We start from the raw sequence: 15,241 nt of genomic DNA, 5'->3' as shown, positions 1-15,241 counted from the left end.
TCCGACTCGGCGGCGACGTAATGGCAAACGGTTACACACACGCCCGAAACGACGGCGAATTTATCTGCGTCCCCACGAAGTCTCGCATAATGCTCGAAGACGACTTCGGGCGCGAGGTGTCTGGCGTTCGCGTCTCTCTGACGGACCGATGCAACTTCGACTGCGTCTACTGTCACAACGAGGGGCTCGGCGACACTCGCGGCCCGATGGACGCCCAGGACGACGAGATGACCGCCGACGAGGTCGTGCGGTTCCTCGAAGTCGTCTCGGAGTTCGGGGTGGGGAAGGTGAAGTTCACCGGCGGCGAGCCGATGTTGCGCGGGGACTTAGAGGAGATCATCGAGCGGACGCCCGACTCGATGGAGGTCTCGCTGACGACGAACGGGACGTTCCTGCCGGGCCGCGCGGAGGCGCTCAAGGAGGCAGGGCTCGAACGCGTCAACGTCTCCCAGGACGCGCTCGATCCCGACGCGTTCGCGGAGATCACACAATCGGGCGCGTACGACAAGGTGATCGAAGGCGTCGAGGCCGCGCTCGACGCCGGACTCGACCCGGTGAAGCTGAACATGGTCGTGTTCGAACACACCGCCGGCTACGTGGAGGGGATGGTCGACCACGTGGCGGAGAACCCCGGCCTCCAACTCCAGCTCATCGAGTACATGCCCGAGCTGACGGGTCGCCCCGAGTGGAACATCGACATCGAACGGGTTCACAACTGGCTCGAGGAGAAGGCCGACCGCGTCGAGACCCGCGACATGCACAACCGCCGTCGGTACTACGTCGGCGAGGGGATGGTCGAGATCGTCGACCCCGTCGAGAATCCCCACTTCTGCGCGAACTGCCACCGCGTTCGCGTGACCCACGAAGGCTATCTCAAGGGCTGTCTCAACCGCAACGACGACCTGCGCTCGATGGGCGAGATGACCAGAGACGAGATCCGCGAGACGTTCCGCGAGACGGTCGCGAACCGCGTCCCTTACTACGGCGAATATATGGTCAAAGAGGGGGACGAGTGGGTCGTCAACGACGAGTACATCGACGCGCCCGTCACGACTTCCTAGCGCGTTCCCCCACCTGACTGCCGCTCCCCCTCCCGTCGTCCTCCGTCTGATTGCTCCCTTCGCCGGCACTGCCGTCCCGCGGCCTCTCCGTTCCTGCCGGCGCGTTCATCAGCCGACCAGTGCCCGCCGTCGTCGCCGCGACTATCGGTTGTGCGCAAACGTGGACACTCTAACCAATATTAAAGCGTCACGGCCACGTACGGACGCGTATGAGCACCAACATCGCCCTGTTCGACGCGTCGGTGGGCGAGACCCCCGCCGAGCGCAACGTCCGCCGCGAACTCGACGCGACCGTGACGGCGTTCAAAGTGAGCGAGAGCGAGTTCCCCGAGTGGCCCGGCGCCGACGGGTCGTGGCGCTACGACGGCGTGGTCATCTCGGGTTCGCAGACGTCCGTGTACGACCGCGACGCGTGGATGGAGACCCTCGAAGAGCTGGTCAGAGACCTCCACGAACTCGGCGTTCCGATGCTCGGCATCTGCTGGGGTCACCAGCTCCTCGCGCAGGCGCTGGGCGGCTGCGTGGCCGCGATGGACGAGTACGAACTGGGTTACGAGCGAATCGAGCGGTACGACGACTCGCCGCTCTTCGCCTCGATGCCCGGCGAGTTCGTCGCCTTCGAGACCCACTCCGACGAGGTACTCAAACTCCCGCCCGGCGCGGTCGAACTCGCCGGCAACGAGACGTCGTGTCAGGCGTTCTCGCTGGGGCCGACGTTCGGCGTGCAGTTCCACCCGGAGTACGACCTCGAAACGGTCCGCGCGGTCGTCGAGGGCAAGCGCGAGGAGGGCGTCGCAGACGTGCGCGTCGACGCGGTGCTGGCCGAGGCGACGCCCGAGCGCCACGCCGAGACGGCGGCGGCGAAAGCGGTGTTCGAGAACTTCCTCGCGGTCGTCGACGGCGACCCGATCACGGCGACGGCCGACTGACGCAGTGAGGGGGTCTCTGGAGGTCGAGGCCCGCTGGACTCCCGACGGAGCATCGAGTTTTTGACCGCGGACGCGGTACGCCGCGTATGTCCTCCGAAAAGACCTGTCCGGACTGCAGCGAGCCGTTAGAGCGGATGAAACTACAGGGAACGGACGCCCTCGGGTCGCTCTCGATCGTCTCGCCCGCAGACGACGACGGATTTCTGAGCAGCGTCCGAGCCGACGAGATTCTCACGCCGGTCCCGTACGTCTGTCCGGCGTGTCGACGCACGCTCGTGTACGCGGAGGAGTAGAAGCCGGAACCCGAGAACCGATTATTCGCCGTCGGGGGAATCGAGAAACGCGTCGATGGCGTCGCCGCCCTGGAAGCCGCTGGCGAGCCGGCCGACGAGTTCGCCGTTCTCGAAGAGCAGCAGCGTCGGCGCGCTCGTGATCTGGAACCGCTCGATCAGGGGTGGATCGTCCCGGGGGTTGATCGTCGCCACCGCGAGGTCCTCGTGCGCGCGGGCGACGTTCCCGATGACCGGTTCGATGCTCGCACAGAGCGCACAGCCCTCGGTGTAGAACTCCACGAGGACGCGGTCGTGCGCGGCGACGAACTCGTCGAGATCGGCTTCGCCGTCGAGGGCGACGGGGCGTTCGGGCGTCGACCCGGCCGTGGATGCGTCGGTGCTCATACACCACCATTGTGCGCCGGCCCCCATATACTGTTGGCAGAATGTCCGGAACGGTGCACAGCCGGTATGCCGTGACGTGGCACGGCGGATCGAGCGATCCCCCACTCGGGGCCAGCGAGCGGTGTGCGGACGGCTCGCACCCGGCCGACCTATCGTGACGTTTAAGTAGCAACCACGGGTTGTTCAGACTGCAATACGCTGTAGGGAGGCCGGCTCCCGAGTCCGGAAGGGCGACAGTACAAGATCGCGCGTTGCGGTAGCCAAGCCTGGCCCAAGGCGCAGGGTTGCTAACTCTGTGGCGTCACTGCCTCCGGGGTTCGAATCCCCGCCGCAACGCTCACCAGACTGCTAACAAGTCATGAGTGCAGAAGAACCACAGGACGACGCTCCCGAGGAGGAGGAAGACCTCCGATACTTCGTCCGGATCGGTCAAACCGACCTTGACGGGACGAAGACGGTAGAGCGGAGTCTCAGCGACATGAAAGGAATCGGCAAGCGCACGGCGCGCATCGTTGCCGACGCCGCGGACGTGGACCGACACGCGACGTTCGGTCTGCTCGAGGACGACGAGATCGACTCCGTCGTCGAGGTCGTCGAGAACTTCGACGAACACGTCCCAGAGTGGATGTCTAACCGCCGAAGCGACTTCTTCAGCGGAGAGACCACCCACGAGACCGGCTCGGATCTCGAAGAGAAACGCCGCCACGACATCAACCGCATGAAGATGATCGACTCCTACAAGGGCGTCCGACACAAGCGCGGACAGAAGGTCCGCGGACAGCGGACGAAGTCCACCGGACGTACCGAGGGGACGATCGGCGTCAACGTCGAGGCGATCAGAGAAGAGGCCGAAGAAGAAGCGGCCGCCGAGGGCGGCGACGAGGAGTAACCGATGGCGACCGGAAACAACACCAAGCGGTACGAGACGCCGAATCACCCGTTCCAGGGCGAGCGAATCGCTCAGGAGGGTGACCTTCTCGGCCGCTACGGCCTGAAGAACAAAGAGGAGCTCTGGCGCGCGCAGTCGGAGCTCCGCAACTACCGACGCGAGGCCCGACGCCTCATCGGCGACGCCCAGGGCGACCTGGACGCCGCCGAGGCGGCCGGCGAGGAGTTCCTCACCCGGCTCCGCCGCTACGGCGTCCTCTCGGAGGGCGACGACATCAGTCGCGTCCTCGGGCTCGACGTCACCGACATTCTCGAACGCCGACTGCAGACCGTCGCGTACCGCAAGGGGCTCGCGAGCACGCCCCAGCAGGCGCGGCAGTTCATCGTCCACGGCCACGTCGTCGTCGACGGCGCGCGCGTCACGCGCCCGTCGAAGACGGTCGAGGTGACCGAGGAAGATCACATCGCGTTCGACGAGCGAAGCCCGCTCGCAGACGAACTGCACCCCGAGCGCGCGGAGGGACAGGAGTAACCCATGAGCGAATCCGAAGTAACCCAAGACAAGTGGGGCATCGCCCACGTCCACGCGTCGTTCAACAACACGCTCATCACGGTCACGGACCTGACCGGCGCGGAGACGATCGTGAAGTCCTCCGGCGGCGCGGTCGTGAAACAGAACCGCGACGAGGCGTCGCCGTACGCGGCGATGCAGATGGCCGAATCCGTCGCAGAGGAGATCAAAGCGGCGGGCATCGAGGGCCTGCACGTTCGCGTCCGCGGCCCGGGCGGCAACGGCAACAAGAGCCCCGGCCCCGGCGCACAGGCGACGATCCGAGCGCTCGCGCGTGCCGGACTCGAGATCGGCCGCATCGAGGACGTCACGCCGATCCCGCACGACGGAACGCGCGCGCCGAAAAACAGCCGACTCTGAGGACTCACAAATGACGAACGATTTCGAGGTCGAGTTCATCGAACGCGGCGACCGGGAGGCCCGGTTCCTCGTCCGCGGCGCGACGCCAGCCGTCGCCAACGGCATCCGCCGGGCGATGGTGGCCGACGTCCCGACGTTCAGCATCGACACCGTCCGGTTCGTCGAGAACACGTCCGTGATGTTCGACGAGATGATCGGACTTCGGCTGGGACTCGTCCCGCTGACGACGCCGCTCGACGACTTCGAGGTCGGCGACACCGTCACCCTCGCGCTCGACGTGCAGGGACCGGCGACGGCGTACTCCGGCGACATCGAGTCCTCGGAGCCGCTCGTCGAACCGGCGGACGAGAACGTACCCATCATCGAGCTGAAGGAGGGCCAACACCTCCAGTTCGAGGCCGACGCGGTCCTCGACAGCGGGAAGGCGCACGCCAAACACCAGGGCGGCGTCTCCGTCGGCTACCGACACCTCCAGCGCGTGGAGGTCGTCGGCGACGCCGGCGAGTTCGAGTCCGAGGAACCGAACATCCTTCGCGGTGTGATCGAGGAGGCGGCCGCGGAACACGCCGCCGACGAGAGCGCCGCGAACGGCGACCTCGTCATCACCGACGAGTTCGACAACGATCTCACGAACCGGTATCCGGGTAAGGAGATCGACGTCACCGACGTCTCCGACGCGTTCGTCTTCCACGTGGAGACCGACGGGTCGTTCAGCGTCGAGGAACTGGTGCTTCGCGCCGCCGAGTCGCTCGGCGACCGCGCAGCGGAACTCGAAGAGAAAGTCGCGATATAGTACAATGTCTGTCCCTTCATCCAACGCCCGACGCCCGCCCGTCGCCTCAGCCGCGGCGATCGCGGTGCCGCGCGGTCGGCGTCGCCAGATCGAAAGGAGTTTGAAGGGGCACGCAGTAGATCGGAGTGCGAGCAGGGATAGCCAAGTCTGGCCAACGGCGCAGCGTTCAGGGCGCTGTCCCATAGGGGTCCGCAGGTTCAAATCCTGCTCCCTGCACTCCGAATTCTCTCACACGGCTGGCCGATGCCAGCCGCACCTCTCTCAGGAGACAGATAATGAGTAAGACGAATCCGAGACTCAACAGTCTCATCGCCGAGCTGAAGGCGGTCTCTCGCGAGTCCGGTGCCAACATCTGGCAGGACGTCGCGGACCGTCTGGAGAAGCCGCGGCGCACCCACGCGGAGGTCAACCTCGGGCGCATCGAACGGTACGCCCAAGAGGACGAGACCGTCGTCGTCCCCGGCAAAGTGCTGGGGAGTGGGGCGCTGCAAAAGAACGTTACAGTCGCGGCGGTCGACTTCTCGTCGTCCGCTCGAACCAAGATCGAACAGGTCGGGGACACCGTGGCGCTCGAACGCGCCATCGAGGAGAACCCCGACGGAAGCAACGTGCGGGTGATCCGATGAGCCTCGCAGAGTTCGACGCCGACGTGGTCGTCGACGCGCGAAACTGCATCGTCGGTCGCGTCGCCAGCGAGGTCTCCCAGCGAGCGCTCGCCGGGGAGACGATCGCCATCGTCAACGCCGAGGACGCCGTCATCACGGGCTCCGAAGAGGACGTGATGGGAACCTACCAGAAGCGCTCTGAGCTGGGTTCCGACCGCGGACCGCACTACCCGACCCGTCCGGACGGCATCTTCAAGCGCGCGGTGCGCGGGATGCTGCCGCACAAGAAGGACCGCGGCCGCGAGGCGCTCTCGAACGTCCGCGTCTACGTGGGCAACCCGTTCGACGAGGACGGCGAGGCGCTCGAAGACACCACGCTGGATCGGCTCTCGAACATCAAGTTCCTCACGCTCGGGGAGATCTCCGAGAATCTGGGGGCGAAAGTCACATGGTAACGAACACCTCTGGTAAGAAGAAGACGGCCGTCGCCCGCGCCACCGTGCGCGACGGCGAGGGTCGCGTTCGAATCGACTCCCAGCCGGTCGAACTCGTCGAGCCGGAGATGGCCCGCCTGAAGATGCTGGAGCCGTTCCGCATCGCCGGCGAGGATCTCCGATCGCAGGTCGACATCGACATCAGCGTCTCCGGCGGCGGCTTCGCCGGACAGGCCGACGCCGCGCGGACGGCCATCGCCCGCGGGCTGGTCCAGCACCTCAACGACGCCGAACTCCGCGACGCGTACATGGAGTTCGACCGCTCGCTGCTCGTCAACGACGTGCGCCAGTCCGAGCCCAAGAAGTGGGGCGGACCGGGCGCGCGAGCGCGCTATCAGAAGTCCTACCGCTGAGGTGATCCAACTATGATGATACCCGTCCGGTGTTTCACCTGCGGCAACGTCGTCGGCGAGCACTGGGACGAGTTCAAAGAGCGGGCCCGCGAGGGGGACGAAGACCCCGGCGCGGTGCTCGACGACCTCGGCGTCGATAGGCACTGCTGCCGACGGATGATGGTGTCGCACAAGGACCTCGTCGACGTCGTCGCCCCCTACCAATGAGCGGAAACACCCAGTACAACCGGTACGAGAAGGCCCGCATCCTCGGCGCGCGAGCGCTGCAGGTGTCCTACGGCGCACCCGTCCTCGTCGACACCGACCAGTCGGAACCGATCCTGGTCGCCGCCGAGGAATACGACGCCGGGGTCCTCCCGTTCACGGTCAAGCGCGAGGGCAACTGAGATGACGCTCATCGCGAACGTCTCGCTCCGTCGCATCCTCGACTCCCGGGGGAACCCGACCGTCGAGGCCGACGTCCTGACCGAGTCCGGCGGCTTCGGCCGTGCCGCGGCCCCCAGCGGGGCGAGCACGGGCGAGTACGAGGCGATCGAACTCGACCCGGCGGAGGCAATCGCGGCGGCCCGCGAGCACGCGCTCCCGCGGCTCGTCGGCGAGGTCTACGCCGGCAACCAGCGGGAGGTCGACGCCGCGCTGCACGCCGCAGACGGCTCCGACAACTTCTCGCAGATCGGCGCGAACAGCGCCGTCGCCATCTCGATGGCCGCCGCGAAGGCCGGGGCAGACGTCCTCGGCGCGCCGCTGTACCAGCACCTCGGCGGCACCTTCCGCGGGGAGTCGTTCCCGACGCCCCTCGGCAACGTCGTCGGCGGCGGCGAGCACGCCAAGGAGGCGACCCACATCCAGGAGTTCCTCGCCGCGCCGGTCGGTGCGCCGAGCGTCTCCGAGGCCGTCTTCGCGAACGCGGCCGTCCACGCGCGCATCTCCGAGCTCCTCGACGACCGCGGCGTCCCCGCGGCGAAGGGCGACGAGGGTGCGTGGGCCCCGCCGATCTCCGACGCCGAGGCGTTCGAGGTCGTCGACGAGGCCGTCGAAGACGTCTCCGACGAACTCGGCTTCGAGATCGGCTTCGGCCTGGATATGGCCGCCGCCGAACTCTACGACGCCGACGAGGACGGCTACGTCTACGGCGACGAGATCAAATCGACCGCCGAACAGGTCGACTACGTCGCCGAGATGGTCGCGGAGTACGACCTCGTCTACGTCGAGGACCCCCTCGACGAGGACGACTACGAGGGCTTCGCAGAGCTCACAGCGCGCGTCGGCGATCAGACGCTGATCTGCGGCGACGACCTCTTCGTGACGAACGTCGAGCGCCTGCAGGCGGGTATCGACGCCGACGCGGCCAACTCGATCCTCATCAAGCCCAACCAGATCGGCACGCTGTCGGACGCCTTCGACGCGATCGAACTGGCCACCGAGAACGGCTACGAGACGGTCATCTCCCACCGCTCGGGCGAGACCGAGGACGCCACCATCGCACACCTCGCCGTCGCCACCGACGCCGGCTTCATCAAGACCGGCACGGTGGGCGGCGAGCGAACCGCCAAACTCAACGAACTCATCCGCATCGCGGACGACGCAGTATGACAGACAAGGACAACGACGCGGTCGAAGTCGTCGACGACGACTCCGAGGTGGCCGACGAGGTCGCCGAGGACGTCGAAGCGACGGCCGAGGCCGACGCCGAGACGACCGAACCGGTCGCCGAGGCCGCCGAGGAGGTCGACGCCGACGACGGCGCGGCCGCCGACGAGGCTGCCGAGGCCGAAGCAGAAGCCGAACCGACGTTCGACGAGGACGTCATGCCCGACGAGGAGGCCGACCTCCTCATCCCCGTCGAGGACTACCTCTCCGCAGGTGTCCACATCGGGACCCAGCAGAAGACCGAGGACATGGAGCGGTTCATCCACCGCGTCCGCGACGACGGCCTGTACGTGCTGGACGTCAGCCAGACCGACTCGCGGATCCGGACGGCCGCGGACTTCCTCGCGAACTACGACCCCGAGCAGATCCTGGTCACGAGTTCGCGGCAGTACGGCCGCTTCCCGGCGACGAAGTTCGCCGACGCGGTCGGCGCGCGCGCCCGCACCGGCCGATTCATCCCGGGCACGCTGACGAACCCCGACTACGCGGGCTACATCGAGCCCGACGTGGTCGTCGTCACCGACCCGATCGGCGACGCGCAGGCGGTCAAGGAGGCCATCACGGTCGGCATCCCGGTCATCGCGATGTGCGACTCGAACAACCAGACGAGCAACGTCGACCTCGTCGTCCCGACGAACAACAAGGGTCGACGCGCGCTGTCGGTCGTCTACTGGCTGCTCGCCAACGAGACGCTCGACCGCCGCGGCAGCGACACCGTCTACGCCCTCGAAGACTTCGAGGACGAGATCTAACGCGCTCGACGTTCGCAGAGACTTTTCTCGCCTGGACTGCGCCGGAGAGCGACCGCGTTCCGAGCCAGAAACGATTATTCACGTCAGCACCGTACGTCCCGGTATGCCGAAACTGCTCGATCAGCTCACCGTCGCAGAGCTCGCCGCGGCGATCGATGCCGACGAGGACCTCACCGTCCTCGACACGCGCCCCCCGGAGAGCTTCGAGGCGTGGCACGTTCCGGGCGCGATCAACGTCCCCTATCATCCGATCGAGGGACTCGGCGCGGGCCTCAGTTGGGACGACGTCGCGGACATCGTTGAGGGACGGCGCGTCGCAGTCATCTGCGGGAAGGGCCTCTCCTCGACGTCGTTCGGCTTCGAGCTGTCGGCACGCGGCTACGACGACGTGCAGGTCGTCAAGGGCGGGATGGAAGACTGGAGCAAGCTCTACGACGTCGTCGAGGTCGAGACCGACGGCGACCTGTTCCTCGCGCAGGTCCAGCGGCGCGCGAAGGGCTGTCTGGGGTACGTCGTCGGCGACAGGTCGTCGGGCGAGGCGCTCGTCGTCGATCCCACCCGGCAAGACCACGAGTTCGAACTCGTCGCCGCCGACAACGGACTCGTGATCACTGGCGTCCTCGACACCCACGTCCACGCCGATCACGTCTCCGGCGGCCGCGCGCTGGCCGAGCGGCTCTCGGTCCCCTACTACCTGAGCGCCGACGCGACGAGCGCGACGTCGCCTTCAAGCACGAGTCGGTCGGGGACGGCGACGCGCTCTCGGTCGGCGACGTCGACGTCGAGGTCCTCGCCGCCCCAGGCCACACCACCGAACTGATCAACCTCCTCGTCGACGGAACGTACCTCCTCTCGGCGGACACGCTGTTCGTCGAGTCCGTCGGCCGGACGGAACTGGAGTTCGGCGAGGAGGGGGCCGAGCGCGGCGCGCGGATGCTCTATGAGACGCTGCACGGGCGCTACGAGCCGCTCGGCGACGACGTGATCGTCCTCCCCGGACACGTCTCCGTCGACGCCGACGGCCGCTTCGGCGTCGGGGAGCCCGGAGAACTGATCTCGGCGAGGCTCGGCGACCTCCGGTCCGAACTCGACCTCCTCGGACTCGACGAGTCGGCGTTCGTCGAGCGCCTGACCGGCGAGGGCAACGAGAAGCCCCCGAACTACGAGACCGTCATCGACGTCAACCGCGGGCGGCGCGAACTCGACGAGAGCGAGGCGACGGAAGTCGAGTTGGGGCCGAACAACTGCGCGGCGTAGGTGAACGCCTCCGATCGCGCGCCGGAACAAGGGTTTTGCGTGCCCGACCCGTCCACCACGTATGGATCTCTTTCGGAGCGTTCGCGCGATCGCGGGGGCGTCGGAGAGCGGGGACGGTCGCTCCGAGTACGTCGACTGGGACGCCGTCACGGTCGCCGCCAAGAGCGCGACCGACGCGGGAAGCCTAGAACTGACGCCCGAAGACCGGGAGGGCTACGCCGCGGACGTCCGCGACGCCCGCGCGCGACTGCGGTCCGTCGGCGGCCTCGACTTCGACGTGCCGGAGACGATCGAGGTGCAGAACCGCCACCACTGGATCGACGCCAACGTCGCGACGTTCCGCCGGGTGATGCGCCCCGTCGAGTCCGAACTGCAGGTCGCGTTCCCGAACGCGACGCGCGTGATAAACACCGGGTCGATGACGTTCGTGCTCTCGTTTCTCGCCTCGCACGTCCTCGGGCAGTACGACCCGCTGTTGTTGGCCGACGGCGACATCGCGGTCGGATCGGACGGGGAGGCCGACGCGGCGCACAGCCTCTTTTTCGTCCACCCCAACATCGTCGACGCCGCGGCGGAACTCGACGTCGAGTACCCCCGGTTCCGCCGGTGGATCGCCTTTCACGAGGTCGCCCACGCCGCGGAGTTCGGTGCCGCGCCGTGGCTCTCCGAGCACCTCGAATCGCGGATGGAAGACGGGCTGGAGACCCTCGCCAGCGGCGGCGTCGACCGCGAGGCGTTCCGCGACCTCAACGTGGCGATGACCGCGGTCGAGGCTACGCCGAGATGCTGATGGACCGCGCGTTCGACGCCGAATACGCCGACCTCCGCGCGAAGGTCGACGCGCGAAGGCGCGGCGGCGGCCCCCTCGCACGGCTCGCTCGACGGCTGCTCGGCCTCGGTCTGAAACGGCGACAGTACGAGCGCGGCGCGCGGTTCTTCCGGACGGTCGCGACGAGCGCGGAGTCGCAGCGGCGGCCGCCGTCTGGGACCGCCCGGCGAACCTCCCGACGAGCGCGGAGTTGGACGACCCCGCGCGGTGGCTTCGGCGCGTCGACCCGTAGCGGCCGTCGATCGAGCCGTCGCGGGAGCCGCCCCACGCCGTCGGCGACCGTCATACTCTTTCTCTCCCGGCGGCAACGGGCAGGCGTATGCGCGTCAGAGACTGGCAGGACATCCTCGCGGACGTGACGGACGCCGACGTCGATCCCGACGGGTGGCGGGCCGTCGCGGGAGAGCGCCGCGGCGGTCTCGGGGAGGATCTCTACCTCGGGCACCCGAACGCCGGCGTCTACGCGCTGAAGACGTACGCGAAGAGCCCCGTCGAACTGCGGGGCGTCGGCGGGCGCGTCGCCCGCCGGATTGACGACGACCTCGAACCGCTCCTGCCGAGTCAGGAGCGCGGAGAACCCGCCCGGTTCGCCGTCCAGTCGCCGCCCGAGGACGAGGACCACGCGAAATCGATGGCCAAGCGCCTCGAGGAGACCGTCAAGGTGCACGCCGACGCGCCGACGACGCCAGAAGACCTCTTCGACGATGTGATGGACGCCCTCGAGAGCCCGGCGTTCGGCCCGATGGACTACGAGTTCGACGGCCGGCCGGACCGCCTCGACGACCTCACGGAGGAGTTCGCCGACGCCGACGAGTTGCTCTCGGAGGACCTCGAGGACCTGATCGAGGACGACGGCGTCGGCCGAGGGTTCCAGTGACTGCCTCGACCGTCGCCCGCACCGACGCGGAGGTGTCGTGAGTGGTCGGTCCGAGTCTCACCGACGAGGAGCGCGACGTCGCGAGCAAGCGACTCAAGCTCGGCTTCGTCGCGCTCGTCGGGGCCTCTGGAGGACTCATCGCGATTCAAGCCGGCGGGGGCGCGACGGTGATCGCCGCCGGGATCGTCGGTGGCCTCCTCCTCGGCATCGTGCTCCTTTGGTTCCTGCTCCGCTGGTGGTCGGAGTTCCTTCCGGCACCGCGGAGCGGTCGCTGAGTTTTCCGTCCTCCGACGGTTCAAATCGGCCGGACCGATAGCGTCTTACCGCGCGACGCGCAGGTACGCCACGTGAAACTGCGCGGCCGGGTCGTCGACGTCGGCGACGAGCGCGAGGTGGAGACGAAGTACGGCTCGCGGACGCTCGCAGAGCTGACGCTCCGTCCCGACAGCGACCTCGCCGCGTCGGGGAGCGGTCCCGAGCCCGCGCCCAACGGCGGCCAAACGACGCTCGGAAGCGGGCAAGCGACGCCCGACGGACCGGACGACGACAGCACGGACTCGGACGAGCACCCCGAAAACGCCGACGAGGAACCGCTCACGCTGACGCTCTGGGGGAAGTGGACCCAAACCGTCGAACACGCCGAGCCCGGAATGGAGGTGCTCGCGACCGACGTCGAGGCCTCGGAGTACCGCGGCGAGACGACGTACGCGACCACCGGCGACTCCAGGGTCGTCCTCGAACCCGGCTTCCTCGTCGACGTGACCGACGTCCGCTCGTGGGTGCAGTGCCCGCGGATGTACTACCTGAACAAGCTCTCGGGGATCCCGCTGAACTACCCGGTCGTCAAGGGGACGATCGTCCACGAGGTGTTCGGCGACCTCCTGCGGGACCGCGACCTCGACGACTCGATCGACGAGCGCGTGGAGGAAGCGGGGCTGGAACTGGGACTGCTCGGCCACGACGCCGACGAGGTGCGCGACGAGGTGCGGCGCAACGCGGCCGCCATCGAGGGCTGGCTCGAGCAGGGAACGTTGACCGAGGAGGACGCCTGGCGCTCGGAGTACACGCTCATCTCGCCGACGTTCGGGATCAAGGGCCGCGCGGACGCGCTCCGCCGCGGGACCCCGGTCGAGCTCAAGACGGGCAAGAACACCAACCGCGAGCCCCGGTTTCAGGACAAGATCCAGGCCGCCGCCTACGCGCTCGTGCTCGACGAGCGGGGCGTCCCAGCCGACACGGGGACGCTCCTGTACACCAAGAACACGGCGCTGGAACGCAACGAGGAGACAGGCGACCTCTCGCCCGCGAAGGACTTCTCGATCGGCGACGGCCTGCTCGACTTCGTCGTCCGGACGCGCAACGAGATCGCGGCGATGGAGTTCGACTCGTCGGTCCCGACGGGCTACGAGGCCGACGCCCGCTGCGAGTACTGCTTCGAGCAGGACACCTGTATGGTCGTCTCCGGGCGGCTCGATCAGGAGTCGAAGGCGGGGCAGATCGGCTCACCCGTCCCCGAAGAAGAGCGGGAGTACTTCGAGCGGTTCTACCGCGCGATCGAGGCCGAGCGCCGTGAGGTCCACGCGGAGTACCGCAAACTCTGGGAGCAGTCAGCCGCGGAGCGCGCCGAGGACGACCGGGCGCTGATCGACCTGGATCCGCTCGATCGACGCGAACTCGACGACGGCCGCTGGGAGATGCGCGCGAGAAAGCCCGGCGACGCGGTCTCGAAGCTCCGCACCGGTGACGTCGCGCTCGCCAGCGACGGCGACCCGGTCTCCGGGCACGCCGAACTCTGCCGGATTCGCGAGCTGGGCGAGGAGGTCGTCGTCACCGCCGACGAACCAGTCTCGGTCCGGCGGCTCGACGTCTACCCCTCGGAGATCGGCGTCGATCGGATGCTCACCGCGCTGCACGACTTCGTGTTGAAGGGCGACCCCGACCGGAAGGACGTGCTGTTCGACCGTCGAGAGCCCGCGTTCGCGGACCGTACCGCCGAGCCCGGGACCTACGTGGACAACAACGCGGCCCAGGACCGCGCGGTCCGCCTCGCGGTCGACGCGGAGGACTTCGCGCTCGTCCACGGGCCGCCGGGGACCGGCAAGACGTACACGATCGCACAGATCGTCCGCGCGCTCGTCGAGCGCGGCGAGCGGGTGTTGCTCTCGGCCTTCACCAACCGCGCGGTCGACAACGCCTTGGAGGCGGTCCGCGACGCCGGCGTCGACGACGTCGTCCGCGTGGGGAGCGAGAACGGCGTTCGCGAGGACATGCTCGACGTCCGCTTAGAGCGCGGCGGCGAGCCGAACGAGCGCGCCGCGGCGCTGCGGGAGGCGTCGGTGGTCGCTGCGACCACGGCCGCGTGCGGCTCCCGCGTGATGCGCGAGCAGGCCTTCGACGTCGCGCTCGTCGACGAGGCCTCACAGCTCACCGAGCCGGGGACGCTCGCGGCCGTCGGACTCGCCGAGCGGTTCGTCCTCGTCGGCGATCACGAGCAGTTGCCGCCGGTCGTTCGCGCGGAGAACGAACTCCAGACGTCACTATTCGAGCGCCTCATCGAGTCCAATCCCGACGCGTCGGTGCTTCTCGACAGACAGTACCGGATGAGCCAGCGCATTCAGGCCTTCTCATCGACGGAGTTCTACGACGGCGCGCTCAGGCCCGCGACCGGCGCGGTGGCGGGCCAGCGGCTCTCGGACCTCGGCGTCGACGAGTCGGCGCTGCCGAATGCGCTCCGCGACCCCGTCGCGTTCGTCGATCCCGCCGGCGAGCGCGTTGGAAACACGAACCCCACGGAGGCAGATCGCGTCGCCGAGGTCGTCGAGTCGTACGTCGACGCGGGCGTCGACCCCGACGACATCGGCGTCATCGCGCCGTTTCGCGCGCAGGTCGCCGAGATCTCTCGTCGAACGGACGTGACCGTCGACACCGTCGACCGCTTCCAGGGGTCGGCCGAGGAGGTGATCGTCGTCTCGTTCGTCGCGACCGGCGCGCTGGACGGGCCGATATTCGAGGACTACCGCCGGATCAACGTCGCGCTCACGCGGGCGAAGAAGGCACTGGCGCTCGTCGGCGACGCCGACGCGCTCGCCTCGGAGCCGTTCTACGCTCGACTGCTCGAGTGGGCGCGCCGGTAGGAGCGCAGCCC

Annotated in this window: 18 protein-coding genes, 2 tRNA genes and 2 pseudogenes; 21 read left to right on the top strand and 1 reads right to left on the bottom strand. The window is 68.0% G+C overall.

Annotation, left to right across the window (positions count from 1 at the left end; translation table 11 throughout):
* Nucleotides 1-89: 89 nt before the first annotated feature.
* The 3 genes from moaA (at nucleotide 90) to ACP99_RS12425 (ending at nucleotide 2,283) form a co-directional block, all read left to right on the top strand.
* On the top strand, nucleotides 90-1,061 hold the full coding sequence (moaA, locus tag ACP99_RS12435; protein ID WP_049986906.1) for a GTP 3',8-cyclase MoaA: 972 nt from the start codon (nucleotides 90-92) through the stop codon (nucleotides 1,059-1,061).
* A 209-nt stretch (nucleotides 1,062-1,270) separates the two neighbouring features.
* Complete coding sequence (locus tag ACP99_RS12430) at nucleotides 1,271-1,990, top strand: type 1 glutamine amidotransferase (RefSeq protein WP_049986905.1); 720 nt, start codon at nucleotides 1,271-1,273, stop codon at nucleotides 1,988-1,990.
* Nucleotides 1,991-2,076: 86 nt separating this feature from the next.
* Nucleotides 2,077-2,283, top strand: a complete 207-nt coding sequence (locus ACP99_RS12425) for a hypothetical protein (RefSeq protein ID WP_049986904.1) — start codon at nucleotides 2,077-2,079, stop codon at nucleotides 2,281-2,283.
* A gap of 21 nt (nucleotides 2,284-2,304) precedes the next feature.
* Here the strand turns inward: ACP99_RS12425 and ACP99_RS12420 are convergent, their stop codons facing one another.
* Nucleotides 2,305-2,667 carry a thioredoxin family protein gene (locus ACP99_RS12420; RefSeq protein WP_049986903.1) on the bottom strand — a complete coding sequence of 121 codons (363 nt, stop codon included), beginning with the start codon at nucleotides 2,665-2,667 and terminating at the stop codon, nucleotides 2,305-2,307.
* Between the two features lie 250 nt (nucleotides 2,668-2,917).
* On the opposite strand from ACP99_RS12420, the gene ACP99_RS12415 reads away from it, so the two are divergent.
* The 18 genes and pseudogenes from ACP99_RS12415 (at nucleotide 2,918) to ACP99_RS12330 (ending at nucleotide 15,230) form a co-directional block, all read left to right on the top strand.
* Nucleotides 2,918-3,003: transfer RNA gene (locus ACP99_RS12415), tRNA-Ser, on the top strand.
* Between the two features lie 22 nt (nucleotides 3,004-3,025).
* On the top strand, nucleotides 3,026-3,556 hold the full coding sequence (locus ACP99_RS12410; RefSeq protein ID WP_049986902.1) for a 30S ribosomal protein S13: 531 nt from the start codon (nucleotides 3,026-3,028) through the stop codon (nucleotides 3,554-3,556).
* 3 nt (nucleotides 3,557-3,559) lie between these two features.
* Nucleotides 3,560-4,087, top strand: coding sequence for a 30S ribosomal protein S4 (locus ACP99_RS12405; RefSeq protein ID WP_049986901.1), 528 nt, complete (start codon nucleotides 3,560-3,562; stop codon nucleotides 4,085-4,087).
* Between the two features lie 3 nt (nucleotides 4,088-4,090).
* Nucleotides 4,091-4,486: a 30S ribosomal protein S11 gene (locus ACP99_RS12400; protein ID WP_049986900.1), complete on the top strand. Its 396-nt coding sequence runs from the start codon at nucleotides 4,091-4,093 to the stop codon at nucleotides 4,484-4,486.
* Nucleotides 4,487-4,496: 10 nt separating this feature from the next.
* Nucleotides 4,497-5,279, top strand: a complete 783-nt coding sequence (locus ACP99_RS12395; RefSeq protein ID WP_049986899.1) for a DNA-directed RNA polymerase subunit D — start codon at nucleotides 4,497-4,499, stop codon at nucleotides 5,277-5,279.
* 131 nt (nucleotides 5,280-5,410) lie between these two features.
* Nucleotides 5,411-5,495, top strand: a tRNA-Leu gene (locus tag ACP99_RS12390).
* Nucleotides 5,496-5,515: 20 nt separating this feature from the next.
* Nucleotides 5,516-5,905 carry a 50S ribosomal protein L18e gene (locus tag ACP99_RS12385; protein ID WP_331280776.1) on the top strand — a complete coding sequence of 130 codons (390 nt, stop codon included), beginning with the start codon at nucleotides 5,516-5,518 and terminating at the stop codon, nucleotides 5,903-5,905.
* Nucleotides 5,902-6,339, top strand: a complete 438-nt coding sequence (locus ACP99_RS12380; protein ID WP_049986898.1) for a 50S ribosomal protein L13 — start codon at nucleotides 5,902-5,904, stop codon at nucleotides 6,337-6,339. Before ACP99_RS12385 ends, ACP99_RS12380 begins: the two co-directional genes overlap by 4 nt.
* The gene (locus ACP99_RS12375) at nucleotides 6,333-6,731 is read left to right on the top strand and encodes a 30S ribosomal protein S9 (RefSeq protein ID WP_049986897.1); all 399 of its coding nucleotides are present in this window, start codon (nucleotides 6,333-6,335) and stop codon (nucleotides 6,729-6,731) included. The genes ACP99_RS12380 and ACP99_RS12375 overlap by 7 nt, the downstream gene beginning before the upstream one ends.
* 12 nt (nucleotides 6,732-6,743) lie before the next feature.
* On the top strand, nucleotides 6,744-6,938 hold the full coding sequence (locus tag ACP99_RS12370; RefSeq protein ID WP_049986896.1) for a DNA-directed RNA polymerase subunit N: 195 nt from the start codon (nucleotides 6,744-6,746) through the stop codon (nucleotides 6,936-6,938).
* Nucleotides 6,935-7,117 (top strand): DNA-directed RNA polymerase subunit K, encoded by a 183-nt coding sequence (locus ACP99_RS12365; protein ID WP_049986895.1) that lies wholly within the window; start codon nucleotides 6,935-6,937, stop codon nucleotides 7,115-7,117. The genes ACP99_RS12370 and ACP99_RS12365 overlap by 4 nt, the downstream gene beginning before the upstream one ends.
* 1 nt (nucleotide 7,118) lies before the next feature.
* The gene (gene eno, locus ACP99_RS12360) at nucleotides 7,119-8,324 is read left to right on the top strand and encodes a phosphopyruvate hydratase (protein ID WP_049986894.1); all 1,206 of its coding nucleotides are present in this window, start codon (nucleotides 7,119-7,121) and stop codon (nucleotides 8,322-8,324) included.
* Entirely contained in the window at nucleotides 8,321-9,133 is an 813-nt protein-coding gene (gene rpsB / locus ACP99_RS12355; RefSeq protein WP_049986893.1) for a 30S ribosomal protein S2, read from the top strand. The genes eno and rpsB overlap by 4 nt, the downstream gene beginning before the upstream one ends.
* A 103-nt stretch (nucleotides 9,134-9,236) precedes the next feature.
* A pseudogene (locus ACP99_RS12350) lies at nucleotides 9,237-10,390 on the top strand (MBL fold metallo-hydrolase).
* A 61-nt stretch (nucleotides 10,391-10,451) separates the two neighbouring features.
* Nucleotides 10,452-11,451 (top strand): annotated as a pseudogene (locus ACP99_RS12345) (zinc-dependent metalloprotease).
* A gap of 87 nt (nucleotides 11,452-11,538) precedes the next feature.
* A complete protein-coding gene (locus ACP99_RS12340) occupies nucleotides 11,539-12,096 on the top strand; it encodes a hypothetical protein (protein WP_049986892.1) in 558 nt (185 codons plus the stop codon).
* Nucleotides 12,097-12,137: 41 nt separating this feature from the next.
* On the top strand, nucleotides 12,138-12,371 hold the full coding sequence (locus tag ACP99_RS12335) for a hypothetical protein (protein WP_049986891.1): 234 nt from the start codon (nucleotides 12,138-12,140) through the stop codon (nucleotides 12,369-12,371).
* 72 nt (nucleotides 12,372-12,443) lie between these two features.
* Nucleotides 12,444-15,230: an AAA domain-containing protein gene (locus tag ACP99_RS12330; protein WP_049986890.1), complete on the top strand. Its 2,787-nt coding sequence runs from the start codon at nucleotides 12,444-12,446 to the stop codon at nucleotides 15,228-15,230.
* Nucleotides 15,231-15,241: the final 11 nt, after the last annotated feature.

Origin of the sequence: Halobellus rufus (genome assembly GCF_000739575.1) — an archaeon.
Taxonomy (GTDB): Archaea; Halobacteriota; Halobacteria; order Halobacteriales; family Haloferacaceae; genus Haloquadratum; species Haloquadratum rufum.
Note: the sequence above shows the minus strand (reverse complement) of the source record. Positions and strands in the feature narration are given on the sequence as shown.

Excerpts from the sequence above, each read along its gene's own strand:
- moaA (WP_049986906.1), top strand. The coding sequence starts at position 90 with ATGCTCGAAGACGACTTCGGGCGCGAGGTGTCTGGCGTTCGCGTCTCT.
- ACP99_RS12430 (WP_049986905.1), top strand. The coding sequence starts at position 1,271 with ATGAGCACCAACATCGCCCTGTTCGACGCGTCGGTGGGCGAGACCCCC.
- ACP99_RS12425 (WP_049986904.1), top strand. The coding sequence starts at position 2,077 with ATGTCCTCCGAAAAGACCTGTCCGGACTGCAGCGAGCCGTTAGAGCGG.
- ACP99_RS12420 (WP_049986903.1), bottom strand. The coding sequence starts at position 2,667 with ATGAGCACCGACGCATCCACGGCCGGGTCGACGCCCGAACGCCCCGTC.
- ACP99_RS12410 (WP_049986902.1), top strand. The coding sequence starts at position 3,026 with ATGAGTGCAGAAGAACCACAGGACGACGCTCCCGAGGAGGAGGAAGAC.
- ACP99_RS12405 (WP_049986901.1), top strand. The coding sequence starts at position 3,560 with ATGGCGACCGGAAACAACACCAAGCGGTACGAGACGCCGAATCACCCG.
- ACP99_RS12400 (WP_049986900.1), top strand. The coding sequence starts at position 4,091 with ATGAGCGAATCCGAAGTAACCCAAGACAAGTGGGGCATCGCCCACGTC.
- ACP99_RS12395 (WP_049986899.1), top strand. The coding sequence starts at position 4,497 with ATGACGAACGATTTCGAGGTCGAGTTCATCGAACGCGGCGACCGGGAG.
- ACP99_RS12380 (WP_049986898.1), top strand. The coding sequence starts at position 5,902 with ATGAGCCTCGCAGAGTTCGACGCCGACGTGGTCGTCGACGCGCGAAAC.
- ACP99_RS12375 (WP_049986897.1), top strand. The coding sequence starts at position 6,333 with ATGGTAACGAACACCTCTGGTAAGAAGAAGACGGCCGTCGCCCGCGCC.
- ACP99_RS12370 (WP_049986896.1), top strand. The coding sequence starts at position 6,744 with ATGATGATACCCGTCCGGTGTTTCACCTGCGGCAACGTCGTCGGCGAG.
- ACP99_RS12365 (WP_049986895.1), top strand. The coding sequence starts at position 6,935 with ATGAGCGGAAACACCCAGTACAACCGGTACGAGAAGGCCCGCATCCTC.
- eno (WP_049986894.1), top strand. The coding sequence starts at position 7,119 with ATGACGCTCATCGCGAACGTCTCGCTCCGTCGCATCCTCGACTCCCGG.
- rpsB (WP_049986893.1), top strand. The coding sequence starts at position 8,321 with ATGACAGACAAGGACAACGACGCGGTCGAAGTCGTCGACGACGACTCC.
- ACP99_RS12340 (WP_049986892.1), top strand. The coding sequence starts at position 11,539 with ATGCGCGTCAGAGACTGGCAGGACATCCTCGCGGACGTGACGGACGCC.